Genomic DNA, 26,641 nt, shown 5'->3' on the forward strand with positions numbered 1-26,641 from the left:
CGGGGCAACGTGCGGCGCCACAGAGCTATTCTATGAAACACCCCAGGCAAGACCTTTTGACCTACCCAGTACCCCTTCCAAACCCCGTTTTTCGCCTTTCCCGAGCCCCCGCCGCCTTGCTGGCTCTGTGCCTGGCCGGCGCCGCGGTTGCGCAGGCGCCCGCCCCGGCGCCTGTGGTGGAGAAATTCACGCTGGCCAACGGCCTCACGGTGATTGTCAAACCCGACCACCGCGCGCCCACGGTGGCCCACATGCTGTGGGTGCGGGTAGGCTCCATGGACGAAGTGGACGGCACCTCGGGTGTGGCCCATGCGCTGGAGCACATGATGTTCAAGGGCACACCCACGGTGAAGCCCGGCGATTTTTCCAAACGGGTTGCCGCGCTGGGCGGACGCGACAACGCCTTCACCACGCGCGACTACACCGGCTATCACCAGCAGATTCCGGCCGGCAAGCTGGAGGAGGTGATGCGGCTGGAGGCCGACCGCTTTGCCCACATGCAGTGGCCCGACGAGGAATTCAAACGTGAGATCGAGGTGGTCAAGGAGGAGCGCCGCCTGCGCACCGAGGATTCGCCGCGTGCCATGCTCCACGAGCAGGGCACGGCCGTGACCTTCCTGGCCTCGCCTTACCGGCGCTCCGTCGTTGGCTGGATGAGCGACCTGGACGCCATGACGCCGGCCGACGTGCGCGATTTCTACCGGCGCTGGTATGTGCCGGCCAATGCGGCCGTGGTGGTGGCGGGCGACGTGGAGGTCGCCCAGGTCAGGAAACTGGTTGAGAAATACTACGGCGGCATCTCCGCGCGGCCTGTGCCCGAGCGCAAGCCCCGCACCGAGCCTGAACAGGACGGCCCGCGCCGCCTGGACTACAAGGCCCCGGCCAGCCAGGCTTACGTGAGCATGTCCTTCAAGGTGCCCAAGCTGGAGCCGGCCGATCTCGCGGACCCGGTCGCCGGCGCACCGGCTTCGCCGACGGCGGCGGGCAGCCGCGAGGCGCTGGCCTTGACCGTCCTGGCCGCGGTGCTCGACGGCTATGGCGGCGCGCGCCTTGAGCGCGCCTTGGGGCAGGGCGACAACCGGCTGTCCGACGGCGCCGGGGCCTCCAACGGCCTGATGGGGCGCGGGCCGCAGCTGTTTGTGCTGGACGGCGTTCCCGCGGACGGCAAGACCACGCAGCAGGTGGCCGAGGCCTTGCGCCGGGAAGTCGCCCTGGTGGCGCGCGAGGGCGTGAGCGAGGCGGAACTCAAGCGCGTCAAGACCCAATGGGTGGCCGGCGAGATTTACAAGCTCGATTCCGTGTTCAGCCAGGCGCGCGAGCTGGGCTCCAACTGGATACAGGGCTTGCCGTTGGACGGTAGCGAACGTGTGATTGCCGGCCTGCGCCGCGTCACGGCCGCCGAAGTGCAGGCGGTGGCCGCCAAATACTTCAGCGACGACCAGATGACGCTGGTCACCCTGCTGCCGCAGCCCGCGGACCCCAATCGCAAACCCCGCAAGCCGGCGCTCCCCATTCGCCATGGCGACGGCTCCTGAACCCGATAACCCGAATCCCCATGACCATCGCCACGACATACAGGGCCAAGCGCCCTCTCATCCTCTGGGCTGCCGGCTTTGTTTGCCTGTGCCTGCAGGCAACGGCCGGCGCGGCCATCCCCATCCAGCAATGGACGCAGCCCGGGGGCGCGCAGGTTTACCTGGTCGAAAGCCCGGCCATCGCCATGCTCGATGTGCAGGTCGATTTCGACGCCGGCACCCGGCGCGACCCGGCCGCCCAGGCGGGCCTGGCGAGCATGACCATGACCATGCTGGACAAAGGCCTGGAAGCCAAAAACGGCGAACCCGCCATGGACGAGAATGCGCTCAGCGAGGCCTGGGCCGACCTGGGCGCGCAGTTCGGCGTCAGCGCCACGGGTGAGCGCCTGGGTTTTTCGCTGCGCTCGCTGACCGATCCGGAACTGCTCGACAAGGCCGTTGCGCTCGCGGCTCGCCAGATCGCCGAGCCGTCCTTTCCCGGCGCCATCTGGCAACGCGAACGCGAGCGCATGGTGGCATCGCTCAAGGAGTCCTACACCCGTCCCGGCAGCATCATTGCCCGCGCCTATGCGAAGGCGGTGTACGGCACGCATCCCTACGGCTATGAGGTGACCGAAGCGACGCTGGCGCGCATCAGCATCGCCGACATGCGCGCTTTCTACAGCGCAGGCGTGGTGGCCTGCCGCGCGCGCGTCAGCATGGTGGGCGCGGTGACGCGCGCGCAGGCCGATGCGATCGCGGCGCGCCTGCTGTCGCGCCTGCCGCAGGTGCCGTGCGCCAGCCTGCCGCCCATGCCGCAGGTGCCCGAGGTGGCGCCGCTGGCCCAGGCCGAGGAAAAACGCATTCCCTTTGATTCAGCCCAGGCCCACGTGCTGATGGGCCAGCCCGGCTTCAAGCGCGACGACCCCGATTATTTCGCGCTGACCGTCGGAAACTACATCCTGGGCGGCGGTGGTTTTGTCTCGCGCCTGACGCGGGAAGTGCGTGAAAAGCGGGGGCTGACTTACGGCGTCTACAGCTATTTTTCGCCCGGCCTGCACGCCGGCAGCTTCACCGTGGGCCTGCAGACGCGGCCCGACCAGGCCGACCAGGCCGTGGCGTTGGTGCGCGAGGTGGTCAAGGACTTTGTCGCCAAAGGCCCCACCGAGGCTGAACTGAAGGACGCCAAGGACAACCTAGTAGGCGGTTTTGCGCTGCGCATCGACAGCAACCGCAAGCTGCTGGACAACATCGCCAGCATCGCCTGGAACGGCCTGCCGCTCGATTACCTGGACACCTGGACGCGGCAGGTGGACAAGGTGACGGTGGCCGACATCAAGGCGGCCTTCGCGCGCAAGCTGCAGCCCGAGAAAATGGTGACCTTGATTCTGGGCGCCGCGCCATGAAATACACCGCATCCACCCCCGCCAAAACCGCCGGGGCAAAACCCAAGGGCGGCAAGGTGGTGGGCCGCAAGACCGTGCCCCCCGGCGAAATCCGCATCATCGGCGGGCTCTACAAACGCAGCAAGCTGCCGGTGCCCAGCAAGCCAGGCCTGCGCCCCACGCCCGACCGCGTGCGCGAAACGTTGTTCAACTGGCTGGGCCAGGACCTGACGGGCTGGCGCTGCATGGACGTGTTCGCCGGTACCGGCGCGCTGGGCTTTGAGGCCGCTTCGCGTGGCGCGGCCGACGTGCTGCTGTGCGAACAGGACCCGGCCCTGGCGCTGCAGCTCAAGGCGGTGCAGGCCAGGCTCAAGGCCGATATGTGCCGCATCGAACGCGGGGACGGGCTGAGCGCCTTGAAGCGCACGGCCCCGGGCAGCCTGCAACTGGTGCTGCTGGATCCGCCCTTTGAATCCACGCTTTTCGAATCCGCGCTGCAGGCCGCCGCCCGGGCCATAGGCCCGACCGGACTGGTTTACCTGGAGGCGCCCAAAGCCTGGAGCGACGAGGAATTGCTGCCGCTGGGCTTGCGGGTGCACCGCAGCGGCAAGGCCGGCGCCGTGAATTTTCATTTGCTGGCCGGGGCGGCCTGAATCCCGCGGCCTTGCCTGCCTCGTGGTTACAGTGCTACCCACACGGGAGAAAAGGCGGGGGCGGGCATAATTCCCCCTATGGCTACCCCCCGCATCGCTGTCTATTCCGGCACGTTTGACCCCTTCACACTGGGCCATGACGACGTGGTGCGCCGCGCGGCGGGGCTGTTCGACCGGCTCATCATCGCCGTGGCCGTGGCCCACCACAAGAAGACCTTGTTCACGCTGGAGCAGCGCGTGGCACAGGTGAAGGCCGCGACTGAAGGCATTGCCGGCGTGAGCGTGCAGCCCTTTGACGGCCTGATGATGGATTTTTGCGCGGCGCAAAAGGCCTCGGCCGTGGTGCGAGGCATACGCAACCTGACGGACTTCGACTATGAAGCCCAGATGGCGGCCATGAACCGCAAGCTGCGCCCGCAGGTGGAAACCGTGTTCCTGCTGCCCGACGCGCCGCTGCAATGCATCAGCAGCACGCTGGTGCGCGAGATCAGCAAGCTGGGCGGCGACGTCGCCCAGATGGTGAGCCCGGCGGTGGCGGCTGCCCTTGCGGCCGCCCACCAGGCTGCCCACGCGGGTAAAGGAGGCTGATATGGCCTTGATGATCACCGACGAATGCATCAACTGCGACGTCTGCGAGCCCGAATGCCCCAACCAGGCGATCTACCTGGGCAAGGAGATCTACGAGATCGACCCGCACAAATGCACCGAATGCGTGGGTCATTTCGACGAACCGCAGTGCGTGCAGGTTTGCCCCGTGGCCTGCATTCCCATCAACCCGCAGCACATCGAAACGCGGGAAACCCTGTGGGAAAAATACCAGCGCCTGCAGGCCGTCATTCCCATCATCACGGCCCGCTAGGTCGATAGGGGCTTGGCCCCTCAGTCTTCGGAGGCGGGCTCGACGGGCTTGCGCGGCGGTTTGGGCCGCGGCGGCGTGCTGGTGTGGATCATCATTGTCGCCTTTTCCATCTCGCCCTTGAGCAGCTCCGGCACGGCCTTGAGGCAGCGCGCGATGCAGTCTTCAATGGCGATGCGGTGTTCGGCCGAGGGCTTTTTCAGCACCCAGTTGACCACTTCGGCCTTCACGCCCGGGTGGCCCACGCCTATGCGCAGGCGCCAGTAGTCGGGTGTGCCCAGCTGCGCATGGATGTCGCGCAGGCCGTTGTGGCCGGCGTGGCTGCCGCCGAACTTGAGCTTGACCTGGCCGGGCACGATGTCCATTTCATCGTGGGCCACCAGCACTTCTTCGGGCGCGACCTTGAAGAAGCGCGCCAGCGCCGCGACCGACTTGCCCGACACATTCATAAAGGTCAGCGGCTTGAGCAACCAGACGTTCTGGCCGTTCACCGTGGTGCGGGCGACCTGGCCGTGGTAGCTTTTGTCCAGGCTCAGCGGCGCCTTGAGCTCGCGCGAGAGGGCGTCTATCCACCAGAAGCCGGCGTTGTGGCGCGTGGCTTCGTATTCAGGGCCAGGGTTGCCCAGGCCAACAAATAATTTGATCATGCGGAAATTTCCATCGCCCAATTCTAGGGGGCGAGCCTGCGGCGCCTTGCCAGGGGAGGGCGGCCAAGAAAAACGGCCCTTGTCCCGCAAGGGAACAAGGGCCGTGGGCCTTTTCAGGCCTGCGCGCGAAGTGGATTACTTCTTGGCTGCAGGCTTGGCGGCGTCAGCCTTGGCGCCGGCTTTGGCTTCCTTGGCGGCAGCGGCCTTGGCAGCTTTCGGGTCCACCGGTGCGGCGGCGGCAGCGGCTGCTGCGGCATCGGCCTCGGCTTCTTCGGACACTGCGGACACCGACACCAGAACCGGGTTGTCCTGGCCCTTGGCGACAAACTTCACGCCCTTTGGCAGCGTGATGTCCTTGATGTGCAGCGACGAGCCCTTTTTCAGGCCGCTCAGGTCGACGGCGATGAATTCGGGGATATCGGCCGGGAAGCAGGAGATGGTCAGCTCGGTCAGCACGTGGTTGACCAGGCAGCCTTCGGCCTTGACGGCTGGGGACTCTTCTTCACCGCTGTAGTGCACAGGCACCTTGACGGTCATCTTGGTCTTGGCTTCAACGCGCTGGAAGTCGATGTGCAGGATCTGCTGCTTGTACGGGTGCATTTGCAGGTCGCGCAGCAGAACTTTTTGTTCTTTTCCGCCCAGTTCCATCTCGAGGATGGAAGCATGGAAGGCTTCTTTCTTGATGGCGTGGAACAAGGCGTTGTGATCGATTTCGATCAGCGTGGGTTCACCAGTGCCACCGTAAACAATACCGGGCGTGCGGCCGGTGATGCGGAGACGGCGGCTCGCACCCGTGCCCTGCTTTGCGCGCTCAAAAGCGACGAATTTCATAACTGACTCCAATAAAAGAACGGACCGCGACCAGTCTCGTTCTGGTTTAAGGCAATTGCCTTGAATGGCTGCTTTTGCCCCATGAACATCATGAGGCGAGGGCAGCTACTTTTTTGTTTCAGATCAGAACAGGTTGTCCTGGTCCGAAAACAAACTCATGACAGACTCTCCCTTGGCGATGCGCTGTATGGTTTCAGCGATCAGCGGCGCCACGGAAAGCTGGCGAATCTTTGTGCAACCAACGGCATTTGGGCTCAGCGGAATGGTGTTGGTGATCACCACTTCATCGAGCGCGTCGCCCTTGGCGATGCGGTCTATGGCCGGGCCCGAAAAAATCGGGTGCGTGCAATAGGCGTAAACCTTCTTGGCGCCGCGCTCCTTGAGCACCTCAGCCGCCTTGACCAGCGTGCCGGCCGTGTCGATCATGTCGTCCATGATCACGCAGTTGCGGCCTTCGATGTCGCCGATCACGTGCATCACTTCCGACACGTTCGCCTTGGGGCGGCGTTTGTCGATGATGGCCATGTCGCAGCCCAGCTGCTTGGCCAGCGCCCGGGCGCGCACCACGCCGCCCACGTCGGGCGAAACGACCATCAGGTCGGCGTAATTTTTCTGCCGCAAATCACCCAGCAGCACCGGCGACGCATAAATGTTGTCGACCGGAATGTCGAAAAAGCCCTGTATCTGGTCGGCATGCAGGTCCATCGTCAGGACACGCGACACGCCCACGGCCTGAAGCATGTTGGCCACAACTTTGGCCGTGATGGGCACACGCGCCGAACGCGGGCGGCGGTCCTGCCGCGCGTAGCCGAAATACGGGATTACCGCGGCGATGCGCTCGGCCGAAGCCCGTTTCAGCGCGTCGACCATGATCAGCAATTCCATCAGGTTGTCGTTGGTCGGCGCGCAGGTCGACTGCACCACGAACACATCGCGAGCCCGCACGTTCTGCTGGATCTCGACGGTGACTTCACCATCCGAAAAACGTCCCACGTGGGCCGCGCCCAGCGAAATACCCAGGTTCTGGGCAATCTCGGAGGCCATGCTCGGATTGGCATTGCCGGTAAAAACCATGAAATCGGGGTGGTGCGTTTGCATGTGGGGCCCAGCTGCTACAAGGACTTGAACGTGGCTGAAATTTCTGATCGAAGCAAAATACGCACGGGGGCAACACGTTGCAAGGGGGCTTGGCAGTGAGCGCCGCTTGCCTGGCGTGTTTCCAAAAACACACAGACCCGCCGATACACATCATGCGGGTCTGTCAGGAGTCATGCGGGCCCGCTCCGGGCGGGTCCGCAACACCGGGGCTGTGGCCCACAGTCTTAAATTTGGCAGGGGTGGAAGGATTCGAACCTGCGAATGCCGGAATCAAAATCCGGTGCCTTAACCAGCTTGGCGACACCCCTACACAGGACAGTTGTTGTTGCCAACAACAGACCTATAACTTATTCATTTATGGTCGCTTGGAAACACATTTCGAGAGCGGTTATTTTACCAACCGGCCAGGGGATGCGCTTCCAAATTACCGCATTTGCGGACTTTCCAGCCCTCGGGCAATCCTGAGGTATCCGGCAAATCTGCTTCGTGCGGCAGTTGCGCAAATACAGCACTTCCGGAGCCGGTCATGCGCCCTTGAAGATGTCTGCGTTTGAGCCAATCGAGCGATTGGCCTATCTGCGGGCACATCTCCTGCGCTACCGGCTGCAAGTCGTTGCGGCCGAATCCGAAATCAAAGGATTTCGACTGGCCTTCAGCATTTGCAGCAAAGCCTTGGATTGTAGCAGTTTCTGTGTCGCGTTTGAGCCCCGGGGCGCTGAAAATACCTTGGGTGGGCAACCCGGCGGCCGGTTTGAGCACCAGAAAATGGGCTGGCGGCAGGGCCAGCGCGGTGATTTTTTCGCCTATGCCCTCCACCCAGGCATGGCCGCCCGAGAGGAAAAACGGCACGTCGGCGCCCAGCGACAGGGCCAGGGCCTGCAGTTTCTGGGGCGGCAGGCGCACGCCCCACAGCCGCTGCAGCGCCAGCAGGCAGCTGGCGGCGTCCGAGGAACCGCCGCCCATGCCGGCTTGGGAGGGAATCCGCTTTTGCAGGCCGATGTGCACGCCCAGCGAGCTGCCGCAGGCGGCTTGCAGCGCCCTGGCGGCGCGCACCGCCAGGTCCTCCGCGGGCAGGGCCTCTGCCGCCTGGCCGTCGGTTTCCAGGTCTTCGCGGCTGATCCGGCCGTCGGTGCGCAGTTCAAAGTGCAGGGTGTCGCACCAGTCGATCAGCATGAAAACGGACTGCAGCAGATGGTAGCTGTCGGGCCTGCGGCCGGTGATGTGCAAAAAAAGGTTGAGCTTGGCGGGCGCCGGCACGTCATAGAGGGCCTTGAGCGGGGGCATGGAAGCGCTTGAAGTCATAAAAACACGAAAGCCGGTGCAAGGGCGCGGCGGCTACTGGTCGAGCACCACACGCAGGTCGGCCTGCGGCGCCGGCTGGGACCTTTTGGCTGAAATGCGGCCGTCCTGGTAACGCGAGAGGTCGGCCGACCAGCCGCTGGCGGCGGCATTGTCACCCCGCAGCCAGGCAAACAGCGCGCCCAGCGGCACGGCCGCGCCCGTGGCCTGGGCCATCAGCTCGTCAACGGAGGCAAAACGCTGGACCTTGCCATTGCCCGAATCCAGCAGCGCTTCGCCGGGCGCCCAGCGCAGCACGCCCAGCACATTGCCCAGCGGGCTGGTCAGCGAAAGCTCACCGCGTTCGGGCCCGCCCCTGAGTTCGAAACTGGCCGAGAAAGACTGAACAGGCTCGCTTTGCACCTGCAGGCTGATGCGGCCGGTCCAGAATTCATTCTTGAGCCCGTCCTGGGCCGTGGCCCGGGGCATTTGCGCGCAGCCGGCCAAAACAAGTGCCGTCAAAAAGCCCGCAAAAACAAGAACCAGCCGGGCCAGGCGCGTAGGGAGGGTGAGCGGCAAGGTCGGTGTTCCGGATTACAGCTTCACGCGCAGGCGCTTGAGCGTCTCGAGCAGTGTTTCGTTCTCGGGGTTGAGGAGCCGGCCTTCCTTCCAGATGGCGATGGCGCGGTCGCGCTGGCCCATGGCCCACAGCACTTCGCCGAAATGCGCCGCGATCTCGGCGTCGGGTTTGGCCTTGTAGGCCGCTTCGAAGATTTTCACGGCCTCGGCGTTGTTGCCCATGCGAAATTCCACCCAGCCCAGGCTGTCGCCGATGAACGGGTCGGAGGGAGCGAATTCCAGGGCCTTGCGGATCAATTCGCGCGCCTCGGGCAAGCGCACGCTGCGATCGGCGAGGGAGTAGCCCAGGGCGTTGTAGGCGTGGTGGTAGTCCGGCTTGAGCTGGATGACCTTGCGCAGCAGGCTTTCCATTTCGTCGAGCTTGCCCAGTTTTTCGGCCATCATGGCCTGGTCGTAGAGTAGCTCGGTTTCGTCCGGCGTCTTGGCCAGGGCCTGCGCCAGCACCTCATGGGCCAACTGGTACTGCTTGAATTCACGCAGCAGGGACACTTCGGCATTGAGCTTGACCCTGGCCTCGGCCGCATTGCGCTCGGGCAGCTTGCGGATCAGCTGGCGGCCCTCATCGAGCTTGCCCTGGCTGGCCAGGATGGACGCGCGCCGGGTCTGCGCCAGCGCCAGGTCGGAGGGGTTGTCGATCTTGGCGAGCCAGTTTTCCGCCGCAGCGTAATCCTTGCGTTTTTCCGCCAGTTGCGAGAGCGACAAATAAGCCTGGGCCAGACCGCGGTTGCGTTCACCCTCGGACGCCTGCTGCTGCGCCAGGCCGACATAGCGCTCCAGCGAGCTTTGCGCCTGCGCCAGCTGGTTGTCCTGCAGTTGCAGGGAACCGAGCACCAGCCAGCCTTCGGGCATGTCGGGTTTGTCGCGCGTCACGATTTGCAACTGGGCGGAGGCCTCGGCATAACGCTGGGCGTCCAGCAGGGCCCGGGCATAACCCATCCTGATTTCAGGCAGGGCCTTGGGATTGCCTTCGAAGTAGCCGCGCACCACGCCTTCGGCTTCGGGCATTTTGGGGTCCATCAACTCGAGCGCGACCAGGGCCGGGCCCTCGGCACGCGGCGCGGCGGCCTGGCCGCGCCTGGCGGCCGCCAGTGCCCCGTTGGTGTCGCCGGCGGCCAGGCGCATGCGGCCTACCGCCGTCCAGGCGGCGCCGGCGGTGGCGGGCGCGCCCAGGTAGTCGGCCAGCGCTTCTTCCACCACGGTGCTGGCCAGCTTTTTGTCCGCCACGCGGGCATATATGCGTGGCACCGCGCTCAGGACGGCGGGCCGTTCCACGTCAGGGGCCAGCTTGATTTCGGTTTGCAGCGGTTCCGCCGTGTCGGCGATCCGGTTGAGTGCCACCAGGATCTGCAGCACGTAGCGGTTGGCCTCGCGCGAGGTTGGCTGGTCCTGCTTCCAGGCGCGGGCCGATTGCAGGGCCGCGTCGCCCGAGCGCGACTGCAGGGCGATGTCGGTGGCGCGCTGGTAAAGCTGTGCATCGCCGGTTTTTCGGGCAGCGTCCAGCATGAGGGCGAAGCCCGCGGCGGGCTCGCCGTCCTGCAGGGTCATCTCGCCGACCAGCAACTGATAGAACAGCGCGCTGTCCAGAAGGGAGGACGGCGCGGCCTCCTGCACCGCCTTGGCTTCGCCCAGCGTGGCGGGGGCCGCGGACACGGGCTCTTCGGTCTGCGCCAGCGCCAGGGGGACGGCAAACCACAGGCCGCTGAGGGCAAGGCCGGCAAGGCCAGTTTTTTTCTTCATCGAACCATGATAATTGATGCTCCCTGGCCGCGCTCCCGCTTTACCCGGCCGTCATGAAAGCTTTTGTGCCGGCCCCGCGCTGCTTTCAATTACCTTGCGCCCGCGGACCGGCGCCCCCAGCCGCAAAACCTATGCCTGAACTGCCGGAAGTCGAAGTTACCCGCCTGAGTTTTGCGGACCGCATCGCGGGCGCGCGCATAGAGCGCATAGCGATGGGCAAACCCCTGCGCTGGCCGCTGGGCTGCCAGCCGCGCCAGCTTGTGGGCCGGCAGGTGCTGGCGGTTCGCCGGCGCGGCAAATACCTGCTGGTGGACCTGAGCGAGGGCCTGCTGCTGATTCACCTAGGCATGTCCGGCAGCGTGAGTTTTGGCACCGGCTTTCCCGCGCCGGGCAAGCACGACCACTTCGAGATGGTCACCAGTCTGGGAACCCTGAGGCTCAACGACCCGCGCCGTTTTGGTGCGGTGGTCTATGCCAGCGATGAAAATTCCCCGGCCGCCCAAAAGCTGCTGGGCCGCCTGGGCGTGGAGCCGCTCAGCGAGGCTTTCGACGCGGCCGGCTTTCACCAGGCGCTCAAACTGCGGCAGACACCCATCAAACAGGTGCTGCTGGGCGGGGAGGCGGTGGTGGGCGTCGGCAATATTTACGCTTCCGAGGCCTTGTTCCTGGCGGGCATACGCCCCACCACGCGGGCCAGCCGCATCAGCAAGCCGCGCGCGGCGCTGCTTCACGCGGCGATACGCCAGGTGCTGGCGCAGGCTGTTACAAAGGGCGGCAGCACCTTGCGGGACTTCTCGAATGCCTGGGGCGAATCGGGCTATTTTCAGCTGGAGGCCATGGTCTACGACCGGGCCGGCCAGCCCTGCCGGGTCTGCGCCGCGCCCGTCAAAAGCATACGGCAGGGCCAGCGTTCCACTTTTTATTGCGCGACCTGCCAGAAACCTTGAAGCCGGGTCCGTAGTCGCGCCAATAGGCCTTTCGGGGCTGCGATGCTATATTGACCGACCACACTTAACGGAAGACCGATGTCTTTTAACGAACAATTTGACCAGCATGGGCAGTGGCGGCGCGAATTTGCGCTTCGCCTGAAGCTGCTCGCTGAGTGGATGAAGGACCATGACCTGCTCGACGCGGCCGTCGAGGAGCGCCTGCAGCGGCTGGAGTCGCAGGTGCGTTCCGACAAGGTCATGGTGGCTTTTGTGGCGGAATTCTCGCGCGGCAAGTCCGAACTGATCAATGCGATCTTTTTCGCCGGCTACGGCCGCCGCATCATGCCGGCAAGCGCCGGCCGCACCACCATGTGCCCGACCGAACTCGGCTACGACGCGGACGTGCCGCCTTGCCTGCGCCTGCTGCCCATAGAGACGCGGCTGCAGAAACAGGCGCTGATGGAATGGCGCTCGGCGCCCGAGAAGTGGACACGCGTGGACCTGGACGTCAACGACCCCGCGCAGCTGGCCCAGGCCCTGGAAAAAGTCGCCGAAGTGCGGCACGTCACCAAGGACGAGGCGCGCGCGCTCGGCTTCTGGCACGACAACAGCCCTGACGACAACCCGCTGGCCGGCTCCGACGGCCTGATCGAAGTGCCCAAGTGGCGCCACGCGCTCATCAATATCGCGCACCCGCTGCTCAAGCAGGGCCTGGTGATCCTCGATACACCCGGCCTGAATGCCATAGGCGCTGAACCCGAGCTGACCGTGAGCCTGATTCCCCAGGCGCATGCCGTGGTGTTCATCCTGGCGGCTGACACCGGTGTCACCAAGTCCGACCTGTCGATCTGGCGCGAACACCTGATCACCGAGGGCGACGGTAGCGACGCCCGCCTGGTGGTGCTCAACAAGATAGATACGCTCTGGGACGCGCTGAGCACGCCCGAGCAGGTCAAGGCGCAGATCGACCGGCAACGCGCGACCTCGGCCGAAATCCTGGGCCTGCCCGAGACCCAGGTGATTCCCGTTTCCGCCCAGAAGGGCCTGGTGGCCAAGGTGACCCGCGACAAGGCTTTGCTGGAGGCCAGCCACCTGCCGGCGCTTGAATTGGCGCTGGGGCAGGGCGTGATGGGCCAGCGCCAGAAAATCCTTCGCTCGGCGGTGGCCGCCGGCATCGGCGAACTCAGGACGGAGGCCGGGCGCGCCATGCATATACGCCGGCGCGACCTGGCCGAGCAGATGATCGAGCTGCGCGGCCTGCGCGGCAAAAATGTTTCGGTGATCAAGCACATGCGCAGCCGCATCGAGCAGGAGCAGGCCGAGTTCGACACCAGCGGCTCCAAGATCCACGCGGTGCGCTCGGTGCACCTCAAGATGCTGCGCGACTTGTTCAACCTGCTCAGCACGCCTACCCTCAAAGCCGAACTGGCCGAGCTCACGAACGCGCTGAAGCAGCCGGGTATCAAGCTGGGCGTCAAAAAAGCCTATGGGCAGACCTTCTCCCGCCTGCGCGAGGGCCTGCAGAAATCCCAGGTCCTGAGCGGCGAAATCCAGTCCATGCTGACCGCGTCCTTTCGCCAGCTCAATTCCGAATTCAGTTTCTCGCTGCAGGCGCCCAAGGAGCCGGAGCTGATCCGCTACGAACATGATCTCGAGCAGATAGAGCGCAGCCACCTGCAATACCTCGGGCTCGGCAATGTGATCAAGCTGTCGCAGGCCGACTTTTCCGAGCGCCTGGTGCGCGCGCTGGCCACGCGCCTGCGCGTGGTCTATGAAACCGCGCTGGGCGAGGTCGAGCTCTGGAACAAATCGGCGGCTTCGCAGCTGGACGCCCAACTGCGCGAGCGGCGCCGCAATTTCGGGCGCAGGCTGGAGGCGATTGAGCGCATCCAGCAGGCGGCATCGGGCCTGGACGAGCGCATCGCCGAGATCGACGAGCAGGAAGGCGTGCTCAACGAGCTGGACACCAAGCTCACCGAGCTGACCGCGCACCTGATGGGTGGCCCCTCGGCGCACGACAAGGCGCAGGGCGCCGCCGCGGCCGCCAGGAATGCGGCCTTGCCCGAGGCAGCCTGAACCTTGCCTGCTGGTTTTTCCGCGGAAATTGTCCGCTGGCAAAGCACTCACGGGCGCAACAGCCTGCCTTGGCAGAACACGCGCGATCCCTATCGCGTGTGGCTGTCCGAAATCATGCTGCAGCAGACCCAGGTCACAACTGTGCTCGATTACTACGCGCGATTCCTGCAGCGTTTCCCCACGGTCGCCCAACTGGCCGCCGCGAGCGAAGACGAAGTGCTGGGCCTGTGGAGCGGGCTGGGCTACTACAGCCGCGCGCGCAACCTGCACCGCTGCGCAAAAGACGTGGTAGCCCTGCACGGCGGGCAATTTCCGGGCACGGCGGAGCAGCTCCAGACCCTGCCCGGCATAGGCCGCTCGACGGCGGCCGCGATTGCCTCCTTCTGTTTCGGCGAGCGCGTCGCGATCCTGGACGGCAACGTCAAACGGGTGCTCACGCGGGTGCTGGGTTTCTCCGCAGACCTGGCCCAAAGCGCCAACGAAAAAACATTGTGGAGCCTGGCAACGGAGCTGCTGCCAAAGCGGAGTCTCTCCGAAACCATGCCGCGCTACACCCAGGGGCTGATGGACCTGGGCGCGTCCATTTGCGCCGGGCGCCAGCCGCAGTGCCTGCTGTGCCCCGTCCAGAAGCTGTGCCGCGGCTTTGCCGAGGGCGAGCCCGGAAAATACCCCGTCAAGACCCGCAAGCTCAAGCGCAGCGCCCAGGGCCTGAGCCTGCTGTGGGCGCAGCGGCCCGACGGTTCCGTCTGGCTTGAAAGGCGCCCGGGCCGGGGTGTCTGGGGCGGGCTGTATTGCCTGCCTGTGTTCGACAGCGATGACGAACTCAAGGCGGTGCTACCGGCTTCGCTGCAATCCCGGCTCGACCCGCTGCCGCAGTTTGTCCATGTGCTGACCCACAAGGATTTGTATTTGTCGCCGTGGGTTGCGGGCTTTGGCGCCGGCCAGGCCCTGCCCAAGGCCATGGTGTCGGAAGAACGGCCGGGCGCCTGGTTCAGCCCCGATGCCTGGCCCGGCCTGGGCCTGCCCGCGCCCATACGCAAGCTGCTCACGCAGGACGCCTGAGGTCCTTAGCCCGCGTCCAGTTCGCGGTGCCGCTTCAGCGTGCGCCAGTGCGGGCTGAACGTGGCCGCCAGTTGCTCGACCAGGTAGACCGAACGGTGCTGGCCGCCGGTGCAGCCTATGGCGACCGTCACATAGCTGCGGTGGTCGCGCACCAGCGCGTTCAGCCAGTGCTTGAGGAACTGCTCGATGTGGCTGAACATTTCGCCGACCTCGGCATGTCCCTTGAGGTAGTCTGCCACCGGTTGGTCCCGCCCGGTCAGGTGGCGCAGGCCAGACTCATAGTGCGGGTTGGGCAGCATGCGCACGTCGAACACATAGTCGGCGTCCAGCGGCACGCCGCGCTTGAACGCGAAGGACTCGAACACCAGCGTGAGCTGCGTGATGGGCGCGGAAATCAGCGATTTCACATATCCCTGCAGCTGTGACGACCGGATCATGCTGGTGTCCAGCACGTGGGCCTGCTCGCGCATTTCACCGAGCAGCTCGCGCTCCAGTTCGATGGCGTCCACCAGCGCGCGGTGCTGGTCGGAGGCGTCTATGCGCGACAGCGGGTGCAGCCGGCGCGTTTCCGAAAAGCGGCGCACCAGGGTCTCGGTGTTGGCGTCCAGGAACAGCGACTGCACCACCACGCCGGATTCGCGCAGCTGTCGCAGCTGCTGGGGTACCAGCGGCAGCGAGGTGGCGCTGCGCACGTCCATGGCGATCGCCACCTTTTGCGCGCCGTGCTGCTGCTCCAGCGCAACGAAGGGCGTGAGCAGTTCCGGGGGCAGGTTGTCGACGCAGTAATAACCGGCGTCCTCGAGCGCATGCAGGGCCACGGATTTGCCCGAGCCCGACATCCCGGTGATGAGGACCATTTCCAGAGCCGCCATCACTGCCCCAGCATTTCCTTGGCATGGGCCAGCGTGGTGCCGGAGAGGCGCTCGCCGCCCAGCATGCGGGCGATTTCGGCCACGCGCTGCTCGCCGTTGACATGGTCCACGGCGCTCAGGGTGACGCCGTTTTCGGCGCGCTTGGCGACCACCAGGTGCTGGTCGGCGCAGGCCGCCACCTGGGGCAAATGGGTGACGGCCATAACCTGGCGATCCTTGCCCAGCTGCTTCATCAGGCGGCCCACGGTTTCGGCGACGGCGCCGCCCACGCCCGAGTCCACTTCGTCAAAAATCAGGGTTTCGGCCTGCCCGAGCTGGCTGGTGGTGACGGCAATGGCCAGCGCGATGCGCGACAGTTCGCCGCCGGAGGCCACCTTGCCGACCGGGCGCGGTGTGCTGCCGGCGTGGCCGGCCACCAGGAACTCGGCTTGTTCCAGCCCATGCTGGGCAGGCTGCTCGAGCTTGGCCAGCGCGACGTCGAACTTGCCGCCCTGCATGCCCAGGCCCTGCATGGCCTGAGTGATGGCCTTGGCCAGCTGGGGCGCGGCCTTGCCGCGCGCCTTGGACACCTTGCCGGCTTCTTCCAGGTAGGCCGCCTTGGCCAGGTTCTCGTTCTTTTCAAGCTGGGCCAGGTCGGCCGCGGCATTGAGTTTTTGCAGCTCGGCCTGCCAGGAGGCCAGCAGTTCCGGCAGTTCGGCCGGCGTGCGTTTGTAGCGGCGCGCCAGGCTGACCCACAGCGACAGCCGCTCGTCCAGTTCGGCCAGGCGCTGCGGTTCGAGTTCGGCATGGCGGGCATAGCCGTTGAGCGAATGCACGGTGTCTTCCATCTGCGCCAGCGCGCCGTTCAGGACTTCCACCATGGCCTTGAATTCGGGTTCTATGTGTTCCTGGTTCTGCAGTGCGGTGATCGCGCGGCCCAGCAGCGCGTTGGCGTTGTCGTCGGACTCCTGCAGCGCGTCGACGGCCGTCTGTACCGCGTCGCGCAGGGCCTGGGCATTCGACAGGCGCCCGTGCTGGGCGTTGAGTTCGTCCCACTCGTCGGCGCCGGGCGCGAGCTTGTCCACTTCGCCGATCTGCCAGGCCAGGCGCTCGCGCTCGCGCTGCAGGCTGTCCTGGGCATCGCGCGCCTCGGTCAGCGTTTTTTGCGCCAGGCGCCACTGCTGCCAGCGGCGCGAGAGTTCGTCCGTGGAGACGTCGGCATAAGAGTCCAGCAGGCCGCGCACGGCGTCGGGCCGGGTCAGGCTCTGCCAGGCATGCTGGCCGTGGATGTCGACCAGCTGGTCGGCGATCTCCTTGAGCTGGGTGGCGGTGGCCGCGCTGCCGTTGATCCAGGCGCGGCTTTTGCCTTGCGCGTCGACCGTGCGGCGCAGCAGCAGGGTGTCGCCGCCGTCGAAGCCGGCTTGCTCCAGCCAGGGCGCCAGGCTTTGGGGGCTGTCGAATTCGGCGCTGATCTCGCAGCGCGCCGCGCCTTCACGCACCACGCCGGCATCGGCGCGCGCGCCCAGCGCCAGTTGCAGCGCGTCGATCAGGATGGACTTGCCGGCGCCGGTTTCACCGGTAAGCACCGTGAACCCGCCGGACAGGTCCAGTTCGAGTTCGTGGACGATGACAAAATCGCGAAGCGAGATGCTTTTGAGGCTCATAAGGTGGATACGGGCCCTTCAGGCCCCGCCTTCATTCCAGTGGAGTTTTTTGCGCAGGGTGTCAAAGTAGCTCCAGCCCTTGGGATGGAGAAAACGCATCTGGTGCTCCGAACGCCTGACGGTGATGCGGTCGCCGTGCAGCAGGCTGGCCAGCGACTGCATGTCGAAGTTGGCGCTGGCGTCCCGGCCGGCGACGATTTCAATCGTGATCTCGCCCGAGTCGGACAGCACGATGGGCCGGTTCGACAGGGTGTGCGGCGCAATCGGCGCCAGCACCCAGCCGGCAATCGAGGGGTGCAGCAGCGGGCCGCCGGCCGACAGCGCATAGGCCGTGGAGCCGGTGGGCGAGGCGATGATCAGGCCGTCGGCACGCTGGTTGGCCACGAAGCGGCCGTCCACCTCGACGCGAAGCTCCACCATGCCGGCGGTCGCCCCGCGGTTGACCACCACGTCGTTCATGGCAGTGGCGCTGAAGACGCAGCGGCCGTCGCGCACCACCTTGGCCTGCATCATCCAGCGGCGGTCTTCCTCGTACTCGCCGCGCAGCATGGGAATCAGCGTGTTCTGGTAGCCCTCGAAGGCGATGTCCGTGATGAAACCGAGCCGGCCCTGGTTGATGCCCACCAGCGGGATGCCGAACTGCGCCAGCAGCCGCCCTATGCCCAGCATGGTGCCGTCGCCGCCGACCACCAGGGCCAGGTCGCACTGGGCGCCTATGCCGGCCGCGTCCAGCGTCGGGAATTGCGTCAGGCCCGTGTTGCTGGCGGTGTCCTGCTCTATCGCCACCTCGCAGCCCTGGGTGCCCAGGAAATGCGCGATGTCCTCGAGCGCCGACCGGGAACCTTGCGCGTGGTACTTGCCGATCAGGGCGACATGGCGGAATTGCGACTTCATCGGCAAATTACATCACAACATCCGGCCCAGGCTTCGTAGAATGTCGGCATGCTTGATGATCGTGCGCGGTTGCTTCTCAAGGCGCTGGTGGAGCGCTACATTGCCGACGGGCAACCGGTGGGTTCGCGCACGCTGTCCAAGGCCTCGGGCCTGGAGCTGTCCCCCGCCACCATACGCAATGTCATGAGCGACCTCGAGGAGCTCGGCCTGATCGTCAGCCCGCACACCTCGGCCGGCCGTATTCCCACGGCGCGCGGCTACCGCCTCTTTGTCGACACCATGCTGACCACGCAGCGCGACCCGTTCGCCGGCGCCGGCCAGATAGGCGCGCCACGGCTGGCGCCCGACCAGCCGCAAAAGGTGCTCAGCAACGCGGCGCACATGCTGTCCAGCCTGTCGCAGTTTGTCGGCGTGGTCATGGCACCGCGCCGGACCTCGGTGTTCCGCCATATCGAATTTTTGCGCCTGTCGGAAAAACGCTTTCTCGTGATCATCGTGTCGCCCGACGGCGACGTGCAGAACCGGGTCATCTTCACCGAGGCCGACTACACCCAGTCGCAGCTCGTGGAGGCCGCCAATTTCCTCAATTCACACTATGCCGGCATGGCCATCGAGGAAGTGCGCGAGCGTCTGAAAAACGAGGTCGAGGCGCTGCGCGGCGAGATCGCCACTTTGATGCAGGCCGCGGTCAAGGTCAGCTCCGAGGCCATCGAGTCGCGCGACGAGGTCGTGATCTCCGGCGAGCGCAACCTGCTGGCCGTCAGCGATTTCTCGGGCGACATGGGCAACCTGCGCAAGCTGTTCGACCTTTTTGAGCAAAAAGCGCAGCTGATGCGCCTGCTCGACGTGTCCAGCCGCGCCGAAGGCGTTCGCATCTACATAGGCGGTGAAAGCCAGGTCGTTCCCTACCAGGAACTGTCGGTGGTGACCGCGCCCTATGAGGTCGACGGCCAGGTCGTGGGCACGCTGGGTGTCATAGGCCCCATGCGCATGCCCTACGAAAAAATGATCCAGATTGTCGATATCACCTCCAAACTGGTCAGCACCGCCCTCAGCCACAGCAAGTAGGCCCGAGAACCGGCCTCAGACGCCCTTACAATCTCCCTCTTGTGTGGGGCGTTAGCTCAGTTGGTTAGAGCAGAGGACTCATAATCCTTTGGTCGAGTGTTCAAGTCACTCACGCCCTACCATTTAAATAAGCTATAATTTGAGGCTTAGCGGCTGTAGCTCAGTTGGATAGAGTACTTGGCTACGAACCAAGGGGTCGTGGGTTCAATTCCTGCCAGCCGCACCACTTTCATTAGTGATTTCAATAGCTTAGAGGCTCACCCCTCTAGGCTATTTTTCTTTCTGCCTGGGTTTTAGTGGTTTTCCTGGGGCCCCGCGACTCCGGATGGGCTGTACGGCCGGCGGGTGCTCCGTTATTCTGGATGCTCATTCCGGAGGAGAGACATGGAAGCACTGAAGGTCGAGGACCACGGCGAGTGGCTCAGTTTTGGGATTTCGCACGCGGGCCAGGCGATTCCCGTCAAAATTTCACGCGAGGTGATGCAGGAATTTTTCGGCGCCGCGCCGGGAGACTCCCTGAAAAAAGCCTATGAGCTGGATGCCGAAATGATCCACGCCCGGGCCGCCGACCTGGTCGTGGTGGGCACGAACTACACGCCTGACAATCCCCTGGTCCTGAGGATGGAAGATTTTTAGGGGCATTCGCGGCTGGCGGCCATGAATGCTAAGGTGGCCGGAGCATGAACAAAGCCTTTACCAAAGAAACCGACGAGTCCGAGGACGACGAGCCCGCGCTCGCGCCCCTGCCCGGCGGCGGCAAAAACTACATCACGCCCCAGGGCTATGAGCGTTTGCGCGGCGAGTTGCTGGACCTGATAGACAACGAGCGACCCAAGATGGTCGAGGTTGTCCACTGGGCCGCCAGCAACGGCGACCGCTCGGAGAACGGCGACTACCACTATGGCAAAAAGCGCCTGCGCGAAATCGACAGGCGCATCCGCTTCCTGACTAAAAGGCTGGAAATCGCGGAAGTCAGCAATCCCTCCATCCATCACGGCAGCGACCAGGCCTTCTTCGGTGCCACCGTGACCTATGCCGATGACGAGGGCGTCGAGCGCGTTGTGACCATACTCGGGATCGACGAGGCCAACAGCGCCCTGGGACAGATCAGCTGGATATCGCCCGTGGCCAGGGCGCTGCTCAAGTCGCGCGTGGGCGATGAGGTCAGCCTGGTAACGCCGCAAGGCGTGCAGACGCTGGAGGTGCTCAAGGTGGACTACCCGGCGCCCGATGAGCGCACGTCCGGCTAGCCTGCGAAGCTAGCCAGTTGACTTGGCCCGCTGCACCCGCAGCACCGAAGGCGTGCGCTTGACGCTGCGCAGGGCCGAGGCCAGGTGGACGCGGTCGCGCACCGCCACGCCAAAGCGCAGGTCGGTCGCGTCGTGTGAAGGTTCTTGCTCCATGTCGACATGGGTGATGTCGGCCTCGGCGCTGGCCAGCGCGGCCGCCACCCTGGCCAGCACGCCCTTGCCATTGGACACCGTGACCAGCAGGTTGGTCTCAAAGGTGCGCACCGGTTCGTCCGACCAGTCGACCGCGATGAAACGCTCGCTGTCGCGGTGCTGCAGGCGTTTGGCGACGGCGCAGTCGTCGGTGTGTATCACCAGGCCCTCGCCGCGGCCCAGGTAGCCGACGATGCCGTCGCCCGGGATGGGCCGGCAGCAGGGCGCGAACTGCACCGAGGCGCCTTCGCTGCCGTCTATCACCAGGCCGCCTTGCGACACCGACTCGTGGGCCGTGTAGCGCTCGCGGCTCATCAAGAGCGCATTGGGCTTTTCGCCGGTCTCGGCCAGCAGGGTCACGATGCGCTTGGCGACCATGCTGGCGATCCGTTTGCCCAGGCCGATGTCGGTCAGCAGGTCGGCGCGCGAGCGGTTGCCGGTAAAACGCAGGATTTTTTCCCAGGTGGCGTGGTGGGCCTCGTCGTCCTCGGGCAGGCGCTCGCGCTCTATGCCCTCGGCGCGCAGCGCCTGGGCCAGCATTTTTTCACCCAGGTCCTGCGATTCCGACAGCGCCATGGTCTTGAGGTGGTGGCGAATCTTGGAACGCGCCTTGCCTGTGCGCACAAAGCCCAGCCACCCCGGATTCGGGCTGGAGACGGAAGCCGTGATGATCTCGATCACGTCGCCGTTGTGCAGTTCGGAGCGCAGCGGCACCTGCTCGCCGTTGACCTTGGCGGCCACGGCGCGGTGGCCCACGTCGCTGTGGATGGCGTAGGCGAAGTCGACGATGGTCGCGCCGCGCGGCATGGCCATGATCTGGCTTTTCGGCGTGAACACATACACCGCCTCGGGGAACAGGTCGATCTTGACGTGGTCCCAGAACTCGGCGGCGTCACGCGTTTCCTGCTGTATGTCGAGCAGCGACTGCAGCCACTGCGTGCCCAGGCGCTGCGAGGCGTCGCTGTCCGGGTCGGTGGCCTTGTAGAGCCAGTGGGCCGCCACGCCGGACTCGGCCACCACATGCATGGCCTCGGTGCGCATCTGGAACTCGATGTTGGTGCCGAAGGGGCCGACCAGCGTGGTGTGCAGCGACTGGTAGCCGTTGATCTTGGGGATCGCGATGTAGTCCTTGAACTTGCCTGGCAGCGGCTTGTAGAGCTGGTGCAGCACCCCCATGGCCGTGTAGCAGGCGGTCAGGTCCTTCACGATCACCCGAAAGCCGTAGAGGTCGGTGACCTGGGCGAAGGACAGGTGTTTTTCATCCATCTTGCGGTAGATGGAGTACAGCGTCTTTTCGCGCCCCGAGATGACCACGGGCACCTGTGCACTGGAAAAAGCCGATTCGACCTCGCCCTGCACCCGCTTGATCACGTCGCGGCGGCGGCCGCGCGCCTTTTGCAGCGCCTTGGTCAGGGTGGCGTAGCGCCAGGGGTGCAGGTGCTGGAAGGAGAGGTCCTGCAGTTCGCGGTAGGTCGTGTTCAGGCCCAGGCGGTGGGCGATGGGTGCGTAGATGTCCAGGGTTTCGCGCGAGATGCGCGTCCATTTGGCGCGCGGCACGTCGCCCAGCGTGCGCATGTTGTGGGTGCGGTCTGCCAGCTTGATCAGGATGACCCGCACATCGCGCGCCATGGCCAGCAGCATCTTGCGAAAGGACTCGGCCTGGTTTTCCTCGCGGGTGTTGAACTCCAGCTTTTCGAGCTTGGTCAGCCCGTCCACCAGCTCGGCCACGGGGGCGCCGAAGCGGTCTATCAGTTCGGGTTTGGTGACGCCGCAGTCTTCAATCGCATCGTGCAGCAGGGCCGCCATCAGGGCCTGCGCATCGAGCTTCCATTCGGCGCACTGCTGCGCCACGGCAATCGGGTGGGTAATGTAAGGCTCGCCGCTGTTGCGCAACTGGCCCAGGTGGGCCTCGTCGGCAAAGCGGTAGGCGCGGCGGACATTGTCGATGTCGGCGGCGCTCATGTAGTCCAGCCTGGCCGTGAGCGCGGCAAAACTCGCGGCCGCGGCATTGGCGGCGGCCGGGGTCGATTTGCTGGCAACAACAGGCGAAAGCATGGCGCTCATGCCTTAAATGTATCGCGGCATGAAAAAAACATGAAAAAAATGGGCTCTAGCGAGCCAAAAATGAAAAAAGCACCGATATTCGGTGCTTTTTGCGAAGCTGAACGGTGTCTCAGGTGGGGACTTTTTTCAGCATTTCGAGGCCGATCTTGCCTTCGGCGATTTCGCGCAGGGCGGTCACGCCGGGCTTGTTCTTGCTTTCGATCTTGGGGGCATGGCCCTGGCTGAGCATGCGTGCGCGGTAGGTGGCGGCCAGCACCAGCTGGAAGCGGTTCGGGATTTTCTCGAGGCAATCTTCGACGGTAATGCGGGCCATGGTGATCTCCGGTGTGATCGATAAGGGAAAAAGCGCTGAAATCAGGGAATTTGAAGGGCCTGGAAGGTCTCGGCACGGGCTCGCCGCTGGGCCGAAAACTTGAGCCGCTGGGCATGCACAATGGTTTTCAGGTCGAAAACCGCCCGCTCAAACAACTCGTTGATTATAACGAAGTCGAATTCCCGGGCCTGGGCCATCTCCAGGGCAGCATTTTTGAGCCGCAACTCGATGACCTCGGGGCTGTCCTCGCCGCGCCGCTGCAGGCGGGAGCGCAATTCTTCCCAGCTGGGCGGCAGGATGAAGATCAGCACCGCATTGGAAAAAATCCGCTTGATGTTGATGGCGCCCTGGAAGTCGATTTCCAGGATCACGTCGGCGCCGTGAGCCACTCGCTCTTCAATGGTCTGGCGCGAGGTACCGTAGCGGTGGCCGTGCACATGGGCCCATTCCAGGAAGGCGTCGCGCGCCACCATGCCGTCGAATTCCTCGGGTGACAGGAAAAAGTACTCCCTGCCGTGTTTTTCCTGGCCGCGCGGGGGGCGGGTGGTGTGCGACACCGAGGGCTGGATGCCTGAATCCAGCTCCATCAAGGCCTTGACCAGGCTGGATTTGCCCGCCCCGCTGGGGGCGGCCACGACAAATAGGTTTCCGGGATAGTCCATGCGTTCGGGGCGGTGAGTGCTTATATATATGAGAGGGTGGCCGGGGGCTATTCGATGTTCTGGACCTGCTCGCGGATCTGCTCGATCAGCACCTTCATGTCCACCGAGATGCGGGTCAGCTCCAGCGACGCGGATTTGGAACCCAGTGTATTGGCTTCGCGGTGCAGTTCCTGGATCAGGAAGTCCAGGCGCTTGCCGAGTTCCCCGCCGCTGGCCAGCAGTCGGTCGATTTCGTCGAGGTGGGACGACAGCCGGGTGATTTCTTCGGCCACGTCTATGCGTATGGCGAAGGCCGTGGCCTCGGTCAGGGCCCGGTCCTGGGCGATTTCCGGCAGCGTGCTGCCGTCGGACAGGGCCATGGCCTCTTTCCAGCGCTCCAGGAAGCGAGTTTTCTGCTGCTCCACCAGCTTGGGAACCATGGGCACCGCCAGCGCGGCCAGCGCGCGCAGCTGCGCCGTGCGGTCCAGCAGCATCTCGGCCAGGCGGGCGCCCTCGCGTTCACGGGCGGCCATCAGCTCTTTCAGGGCCTTTTTGGCCAGCTTGAGCAGCTCCTCGCTGTAGTCGTGTGGTTTTTTGTCTTCATTCGTCGCAATTCTGAGAATATCTGCGACGCTCAGCGCCCCGGCCTGCGGCAGCCAGGACTTGATGCTGTCCTCCAGCGAGCTCAGGCGCTGCAAGGTGGCCGAGGAGGGCGCGCGCAGGCTGCCCGATGAGGCGCTTTCCAGCGAAACCCGCATTTCGACCTTGCCGCGCTTGAGTTTGCCGGTCAGCAGTTCGCGCAGCGCCGGTTCGGCCTGCCGCAGCTCGTCGGGAAGGCGAAAGGCCAGGTCCAGGAAGCGGCTGTTGACGGAGCGTATTTCGACGCCCAGGCGGGAGCTGGCGTCCGGGCCCGATTCAGTTTCCGGGGCGGATTGCGGCATGCTTGATTGCACGGTCGCATAACCCGTCATGCTGTAAACTGACATTTTTAGATACGCTTTACTAGACTAGAGAGAGAAACAAGACCCAGCTTGACATTGTCACGCCTGGGCAACCCCAAATTATGTCAAAGGTCAAGCCTGCACCATTGCCGCCCGACACCGTGATTGGTGGCTATCGTGTTGTGCGAAAGCTTTCGGCCGGAGGCTTCGGGGTAGTTTACTTGGCCGTCGACAACGAGGGCCAGCAGGTCGCCATCAAGGAATACCTGCCGTCCTCCCTCGCCAGCCGCTCGCCGGGCGAGTTGCTTCCGCAGGTCCAGCCCGAAAAACTCTCGCTGTACCGCCTTGGCCTCAAGAGCTTTTTTGAAGAAGGCCGCTCCCTCGCCCAGATTTCGCACGGCTCCGTGGTCAGCGTGCTGAACTTCTTCCGCGAGAACGAAACCGTCTACATGGTGATGAACTACCTGGAGGGCGGTACCCTGCAGGACTTCATCATCACGGCCCGCGAGCTCAAAAAGCAGAAGGTCTTCCGCGAATCGACCATACGCTCGCTGTTCGACGAAATCCTGCGCGGCCTGCGCATCGTGCACCAGCACAAGATGCTGCACCTGGACATCAAGCCCGCCAACATCTTCATCACCGACGACAACCGCGCCGTCATGATCGATTTCGGCGCCGCCCGCGAGGTGCTGAGCAAGGAAGGCAACTTCATCCGCCCCATGTACACACCCGGTTTCGCCGCGCCCGAGATGTACCGCCGCGACTCCTCCATGGGCCCCTGGACCGATATTTACGCGATTGGCGCCTGCATTTACGCCACCATGCAGGGCTACCCGCCCAACGACGCGCCCCAGCGCCTTGAAAAAGACCGTCTGTCGCTTGCCCTGTCGCGGCTGCGCGGCGTCTATTCCGATAACCTCATTGAGGTTGTAGAGTGGTGCATGTCCCTTGATCCTCTGTCACGGCCCCAGTCGGTCTTCGCCCTGCAAAAAGAGCTGAGCCGGGAAGGCGAGCGCCGCTACACCAAGCTCACCGTCAGCGAAAAGGTTCGCCTGCAGTTTGACAACATGGTGTCCGACACCAAAAAATCCGCGCGCAAAGCCACCGGCTACGCGACCAAATTCAAATGAAATTCTCAGTCTTTCAGGTCAGCCGCAAAGGCGGGCGCGAAAAGAACGAAGACCGCATGGGCTATTGCTACACGCGCGAATCGGGCCTCTTCGTGCTGGCCGACGGCATGGGCGGCCATCCTGAAGGCGAAGTGGCGGCCCAGCTCGCCCTGCAGACCATCTCGGCGCTCTACCAGAAGGAAGCGCGCCCCGTCATTGAGGACACCACCGAATTCCTCTCCACCGCCCTGATGGCGGCGCACCACCAGATCATCCGCTACGCCAGCGAAAAAGGCATGCTGGACACCCCGCGCACCACGCTGGTGGCCGCCATCCTGCAGGGCACGGGCGCCACCTGGGTGCACTGCGGCGATTCGCGCCTTTACGTCGTGCGCGACGGCGAATTGCTTACGCGCACCCGCGACCATTCCTACCTTGAGCAGCAAAGCGCCGGCGTCATCAAGCTCGAGCGCATCAACCGCAACATCCTGTTCACCTGCCTGGGCTCGCCGACGAAACCCGTCTTCGACGTCGCCGGCCCCGTCACCTTGCAGCAGGGCGACAAGCTGCTGCTGTGCTCCGACGGCCTCTGGGGCAGCCTCAGCGACGCCGAGATCGTGCGCCAGCTGGCCAGCAAGGGCGTGTCCGACGCGGTGCCCGACCTGGTCGAGAACGCCCTGCGCACCGGCGGCGAGCACAGCGACAACGTCACCGTGCTGGCCATGGAGTGGGAAACGCCCGACGCCTTTGAATCCACCCGCGGCGTTTCCACCGACAGCATCATGGACGGCGTGTTCGCCTCCACCATCCAGGCTGGCGTGCTCGACTCGGTGGTCGACGACCTCGACGAGGCCACCATAGAGCGCTCGATCGCCGAGATCAACGAAGCCATACGCCGCTCGGCCGCCAGAAAAGCCTGATACCGGCGGCCTTTTTGCAGGTGCCGGCC

26 protein-coding genes and 3 tRNA genes are annotated in these 26,641 nt (G+C 64.7%); 15 read left to right on the forward strand and 14 right to left on the reverse strand.

Annotated features, from left to right (window positions below):
- The first annotated feature begins 32 nt into the window (after window positions 1–32).
- The 5 genes from BLQ85_RS10515 (at window position 33) to BLQ85_RS10535 (ending at window position 4,411) form a co-directional block, all read left to right on the forward strand.
- Window positions 33–1,535 (forward strand): M16 family metallopeptidase, encoded by a 1,503-nt coding sequence (locus BLQ85_RS10515; protein ID WP_083336813.1) that lies wholly within the window; start codon window positions 33–35, stop codon window positions 1,533–1,535.
- Between the two features lie 20 nt (window positions 1,536–1,555).
- Entirely contained in the window at window positions 1,556–2,920 is a 1,365-nt protein-coding gene (locus BLQ85_RS10520) for a M16 family metallopeptidase (protein ID WP_074576592.1), read from the forward strand.
- Entirely contained in the window at window positions 2,917–3,552 is a 636-nt protein-coding gene (gene rsmD, locus BLQ85_RS10525) for a 16S rRNA (guanine(966)-N(2))-methyltransferase RsmD (protein ID WP_175456091.1), read from the forward strand. Before BLQ85_RS10520 ends, rsmD begins: the two co-directional genes overlap by 4 nt.
- 78 nt (window positions 3,553–3,630) lie before the next feature.
- The gene (gene coaD / locus BLQ85_RS10530) at window positions 3,631–4,140 is read left to right on the forward strand and encodes a pantetheine-phosphate adenylyltransferase (protein WP_074576594.1); all 510 of its coding nucleotides are present in this window, start codon (window positions 3,631–3,633) and stop codon (window positions 4,138–4,140) included.
- Between the two features lies 1 nt (window position 4,141).
- The gene (locus BLQ85_RS10535) at window positions 4,142–4,411 is read left to right on the forward strand and encodes a YfhL family 4Fe-4S dicluster ferredoxin (RefSeq protein ID WP_074576597.1); all 270 of its coding nucleotides are present in this window, start codon (window positions 4,142–4,144) and stop codon (window positions 4,409–4,411) included.
- Between the two features lie 20 nt (window positions 4,412–4,431).
- On the opposite strand, the gene pth is transcribed toward BLQ85_RS10535, so the two are convergent.
- The 7 genes from pth to BLQ85_RS10570 form a co-directional block, all read right to left on the reverse strand.
- A complete protein-coding gene (gene pth, locus BLQ85_RS10540; protein ID WP_074576599.1) occupies window positions 4,432–5,055 on the reverse strand; it encodes an aminoacyl-tRNA hydrolase in 624 nt (207 codons plus the stop codon).
- A 135-nt stretch (window positions 5,056–5,190) separates the two neighbouring features.
- Window positions 5,191–5,886 carry a 50S ribosomal protein L25/general stress protein Ctc gene (locus BLQ85_RS10545; RefSeq protein ID WP_074576602.1) on the reverse strand — a complete coding sequence of 232 codons (696 nt, stop codon included), beginning with the start codon at window positions 5,884–5,886 and terminating at the stop codon, window positions 5,191–5,193.
- A gap of 123 nt (window positions 5,887–6,009) precedes the next feature.
- Window positions 6,010–6,984 (reverse strand): ribose-phosphate pyrophosphokinase, encoded by a 975-nt coding sequence (locus BLQ85_RS10550; protein ID WP_074576604.1) that lies wholly within the window; start codon window positions 6,982–6,984, stop codon window positions 6,010–6,012.
- A gap of 231 nt (window positions 6,985–7,215) precedes the next feature.
- Window positions 7,216–7,292: transfer RNA gene (locus tag BLQ85_RS10555), tRNA-Gln, on the reverse strand.
- A gap of 85 nt (window positions 7,293–7,377) precedes the next feature.
- On the reverse strand, window positions 7,378–8,286 hold the full coding sequence (ispE, locus tag BLQ85_RS10560) for a 4-(cytidine 5'-diphospho)-2-C-methyl-D-erythritol kinase (protein ID WP_074576606.1): 909 nt from the start codon (window positions 8,284–8,286) through the stop codon (window positions 7,378–7,380).
- A 33-nt stretch (window positions 8,287–8,319) separates the two neighbouring features.
- Window positions 8,320–8,841 (reverse strand): outer membrane lipoprotein LolB, encoded by a 522-nt coding sequence (locus tag BLQ85_RS10565; protein WP_074576610.1) that lies wholly within the window; start codon window positions 8,839–8,841, stop codon window positions 8,320–8,322.
- Window positions 8,842–8,856: 15 nt separating this feature from the next.
- A complete protein-coding gene (locus BLQ85_RS10570; RefSeq protein ID WP_074576612.1) occupies window positions 8,857–10,638 on the reverse strand; it encodes a tetratricopeptide repeat protein in 1,782 nt (593 codons plus the stop codon).
- Window positions 10,639–10,769: 131 nt separating this feature from the next.
- Between BLQ85_RS10570 and mutM the strand changes: the two genes are divergently transcribed.
- The 3 genes from mutM to mutY all read left to right on the forward strand — a co-directional run bounded on the left by mutM (window position 10,770) and on the right by mutY (window position 14,705).
- On the forward strand, window positions 10,770–11,585 hold the full coding sequence (gene mutM, locus BLQ85_RS10575) for a bifunctional DNA-formamidopyrimidine glycosylase/DNA-(apurinic or apyrimidinic site) lyase (RefSeq protein WP_074576615.1): 816 nt from the start codon (window positions 10,770–10,772) through the stop codon (window positions 11,583–11,585).
- A gap of 78 nt (window positions 11,586–11,663) precedes the next feature.
- Window positions 11,664–13,643, forward strand: a complete 1,980-nt coding sequence (locus tag BLQ85_RS10580; RefSeq protein WP_074576617.1) for a dynamin family protein — start codon at window positions 11,664–11,666, stop codon at window positions 13,641–13,643.
- 3 nt (window positions 13,644–13,646) lie between these two features.
- Window positions 13,647–14,705, forward strand: a complete 1,059-nt coding sequence (mutY, locus tag BLQ85_RS10585; protein WP_074576619.1) for an A/G-specific adenine glycosylase — start codon at window positions 13,647–13,649, stop codon at window positions 14,703–14,705.
- A gap of 5 nt (window positions 14,706–14,710) precedes the next feature.
- Here the strand turns inward: mutY and rapZ are convergent, their stop codons facing one another.
- Genes rapZ through BLQ85_RS10600 form a run of 3 tightly spaced genes read right to left on the reverse strand, consistent with a single transcriptional unit; the run spans window position 14,711 to window position 18,114 of the window.
- Complete coding sequence (rapZ, locus tag BLQ85_RS10590; protein ID WP_074576621.1) at window positions 14,711–15,577, reverse strand: RNase adapter RapZ; 867 nt, start codon at window positions 15,575–15,577, stop codon at window positions 14,711–14,713.
- Window positions 15,577–17,220 (reverse strand): DNA repair protein RecN, encoded by a 1,644-nt coding sequence (gene recN, locus BLQ85_RS10595; RefSeq protein ID WP_074576624.1) that lies wholly within the window; start codon window positions 17,218–17,220, stop codon window positions 15,577–15,579. Before recN ends, rapZ begins: the two co-directional genes overlap by 1 nt.
- A gap of 18 nt (window positions 17,221–17,238) precedes the next feature.
- A complete protein-coding gene (locus BLQ85_RS10600) occupies window positions 17,239–18,114 on the reverse strand; it encodes an NAD kinase (protein ID WP_007862829.1) in 876 nt (291 codons plus the stop codon).
- Window positions 18,115–18,162: 48 nt separating this feature from the next.
- On the opposite strand from BLQ85_RS10600, the gene hrcA reads away from it, so the two are divergent.
- The 5 genes from hrcA to greB all read left to right on the forward strand — a co-directional run bounded on the left by hrcA (window position 18,163) and on the right by greB (window position 20,432).
- Window positions 18,163–19,182 (forward strand): heat-inducible transcriptional repressor HrcA, encoded by a 1,020-nt coding sequence (gene hrcA, locus BLQ85_RS10605; RefSeq protein WP_074576627.1) that lies wholly within the window; start codon window positions 18,163–18,165, stop codon window positions 19,180–19,182.
- 45 nt (window positions 19,183–19,227) lie between these two features.
- A tRNA-Ile gene (locus tag BLQ85_RS10610) sits at window positions 19,228–19,304 on the forward strand.
- Window positions 19,305–19,331: 27 nt separating this feature from the next.
- A tRNA-Arg gene (locus BLQ85_RS10615) sits at window positions 19,332–19,408 on the forward strand.
- Between the two features lie 158 nt (window positions 19,409–19,566).
- Window positions 19,567–19,818 (forward strand): hypothetical protein, encoded by a 252-nt coding sequence (locus tag BLQ85_RS10620; protein ID WP_074576629.1) that lies wholly within the window; start codon window positions 19,567–19,569, stop codon window positions 19,816–19,818.
- 44 nt (window positions 19,819–19,862) lie between these two features.
- On the forward strand, window positions 19,863–20,432 hold the full coding sequence (gene greB / locus BLQ85_RS10625; protein WP_074576632.1) for a transcription elongation factor GreB: 570 nt from the start codon (window positions 19,863–19,865) through the stop codon (window positions 20,430–20,432).
- Between the two features lie 9 nt (window positions 20,433–20,441).
- Here greB and BLQ85_RS10630 read toward each other — a convergent pair whose 3' ends face one another.
- The 4 genes from BLQ85_RS10630 to BLQ85_RS10645 form a co-directional block, all read right to left on the reverse strand.
- The gene (locus tag BLQ85_RS10630; protein WP_074576635.1) at window positions 20,442–22,688 is read right to left on the reverse strand and encodes a RelA/SpoT family protein; all 2,247 of its coding nucleotides are present in this window, start codon (window positions 22,686–22,688) and stop codon (window positions 20,442–20,444) included.
- A gap of 109 nt (window positions 22,689–22,797) precedes the next feature.
- On the reverse strand, window positions 22,798–23,001 hold the full coding sequence (rpoZ, locus tag BLQ85_RS10635) for a DNA-directed RNA polymerase subunit omega (protein ID WP_007874743.1): 204 nt from the start codon (window positions 22,999–23,001) through the stop codon (window positions 22,798–22,800).
- Window positions 23,002–23,042: 41 nt separating this feature from the next.
- On the reverse strand, window positions 23,043–23,663 hold the full coding sequence (gene gmk, locus BLQ85_RS10640) for a guanylate kinase (RefSeq protein ID WP_074576638.1): 621 nt from the start codon (window positions 23,661–23,663) through the stop codon (window positions 23,043–23,045).
- A gap of 47 nt (window positions 23,664–23,710) precedes the next feature.
- Window positions 23,711–24,628, reverse strand: coding sequence for a YicC/YloC family endoribonuclease (locus BLQ85_RS10645; protein ID WP_074576640.1), 918 nt, complete (start codon window positions 24,626–24,628; stop codon window positions 23,711–23,713).
- Between the two features lie 77 nt (window positions 24,629–24,705).
- Here BLQ85_RS10645 and BLQ85_RS10650 point away from each other — a divergent pair, with 77 nt between their 5' ends.
- Both BLQ85_RS10650 and BLQ85_RS10655 read left to right on the forward strand, forming a co-directional pair.
- On the forward strand, window positions 24,706–25,713 hold the full coding sequence (locus BLQ85_RS10650; RefSeq protein WP_007874747.1) for a serine/threonine protein kinase: 1,008 nt from the start codon (window positions 24,706–24,708) through the stop codon (window positions 25,711–25,713).
- Window positions 25,710–26,612: a PP2C family protein-serine/threonine phosphatase gene (locus tag BLQ85_RS10655; protein ID WP_007874749.1), complete on the forward strand. Its 903-nt coding sequence runs from the start codon at window positions 25,710–25,712 to the stop codon at window positions 26,610–26,612. The genes BLQ85_RS10650 and BLQ85_RS10655 overlap by 4 nt, the downstream gene beginning before the upstream one ends.
- The last annotated feature ends 29 nt before the right edge of the window (window positions 26,613–26,641 follow it).

It is taken from the genome of Polaromonas sp. JS666 (genome assembly GCF_900103405.1).
GTDB lineage: Bacteria > Pseudomonadota > Gammaproteobacteria > Burkholderiales > Burkholderiaceae_C > Polaromonas.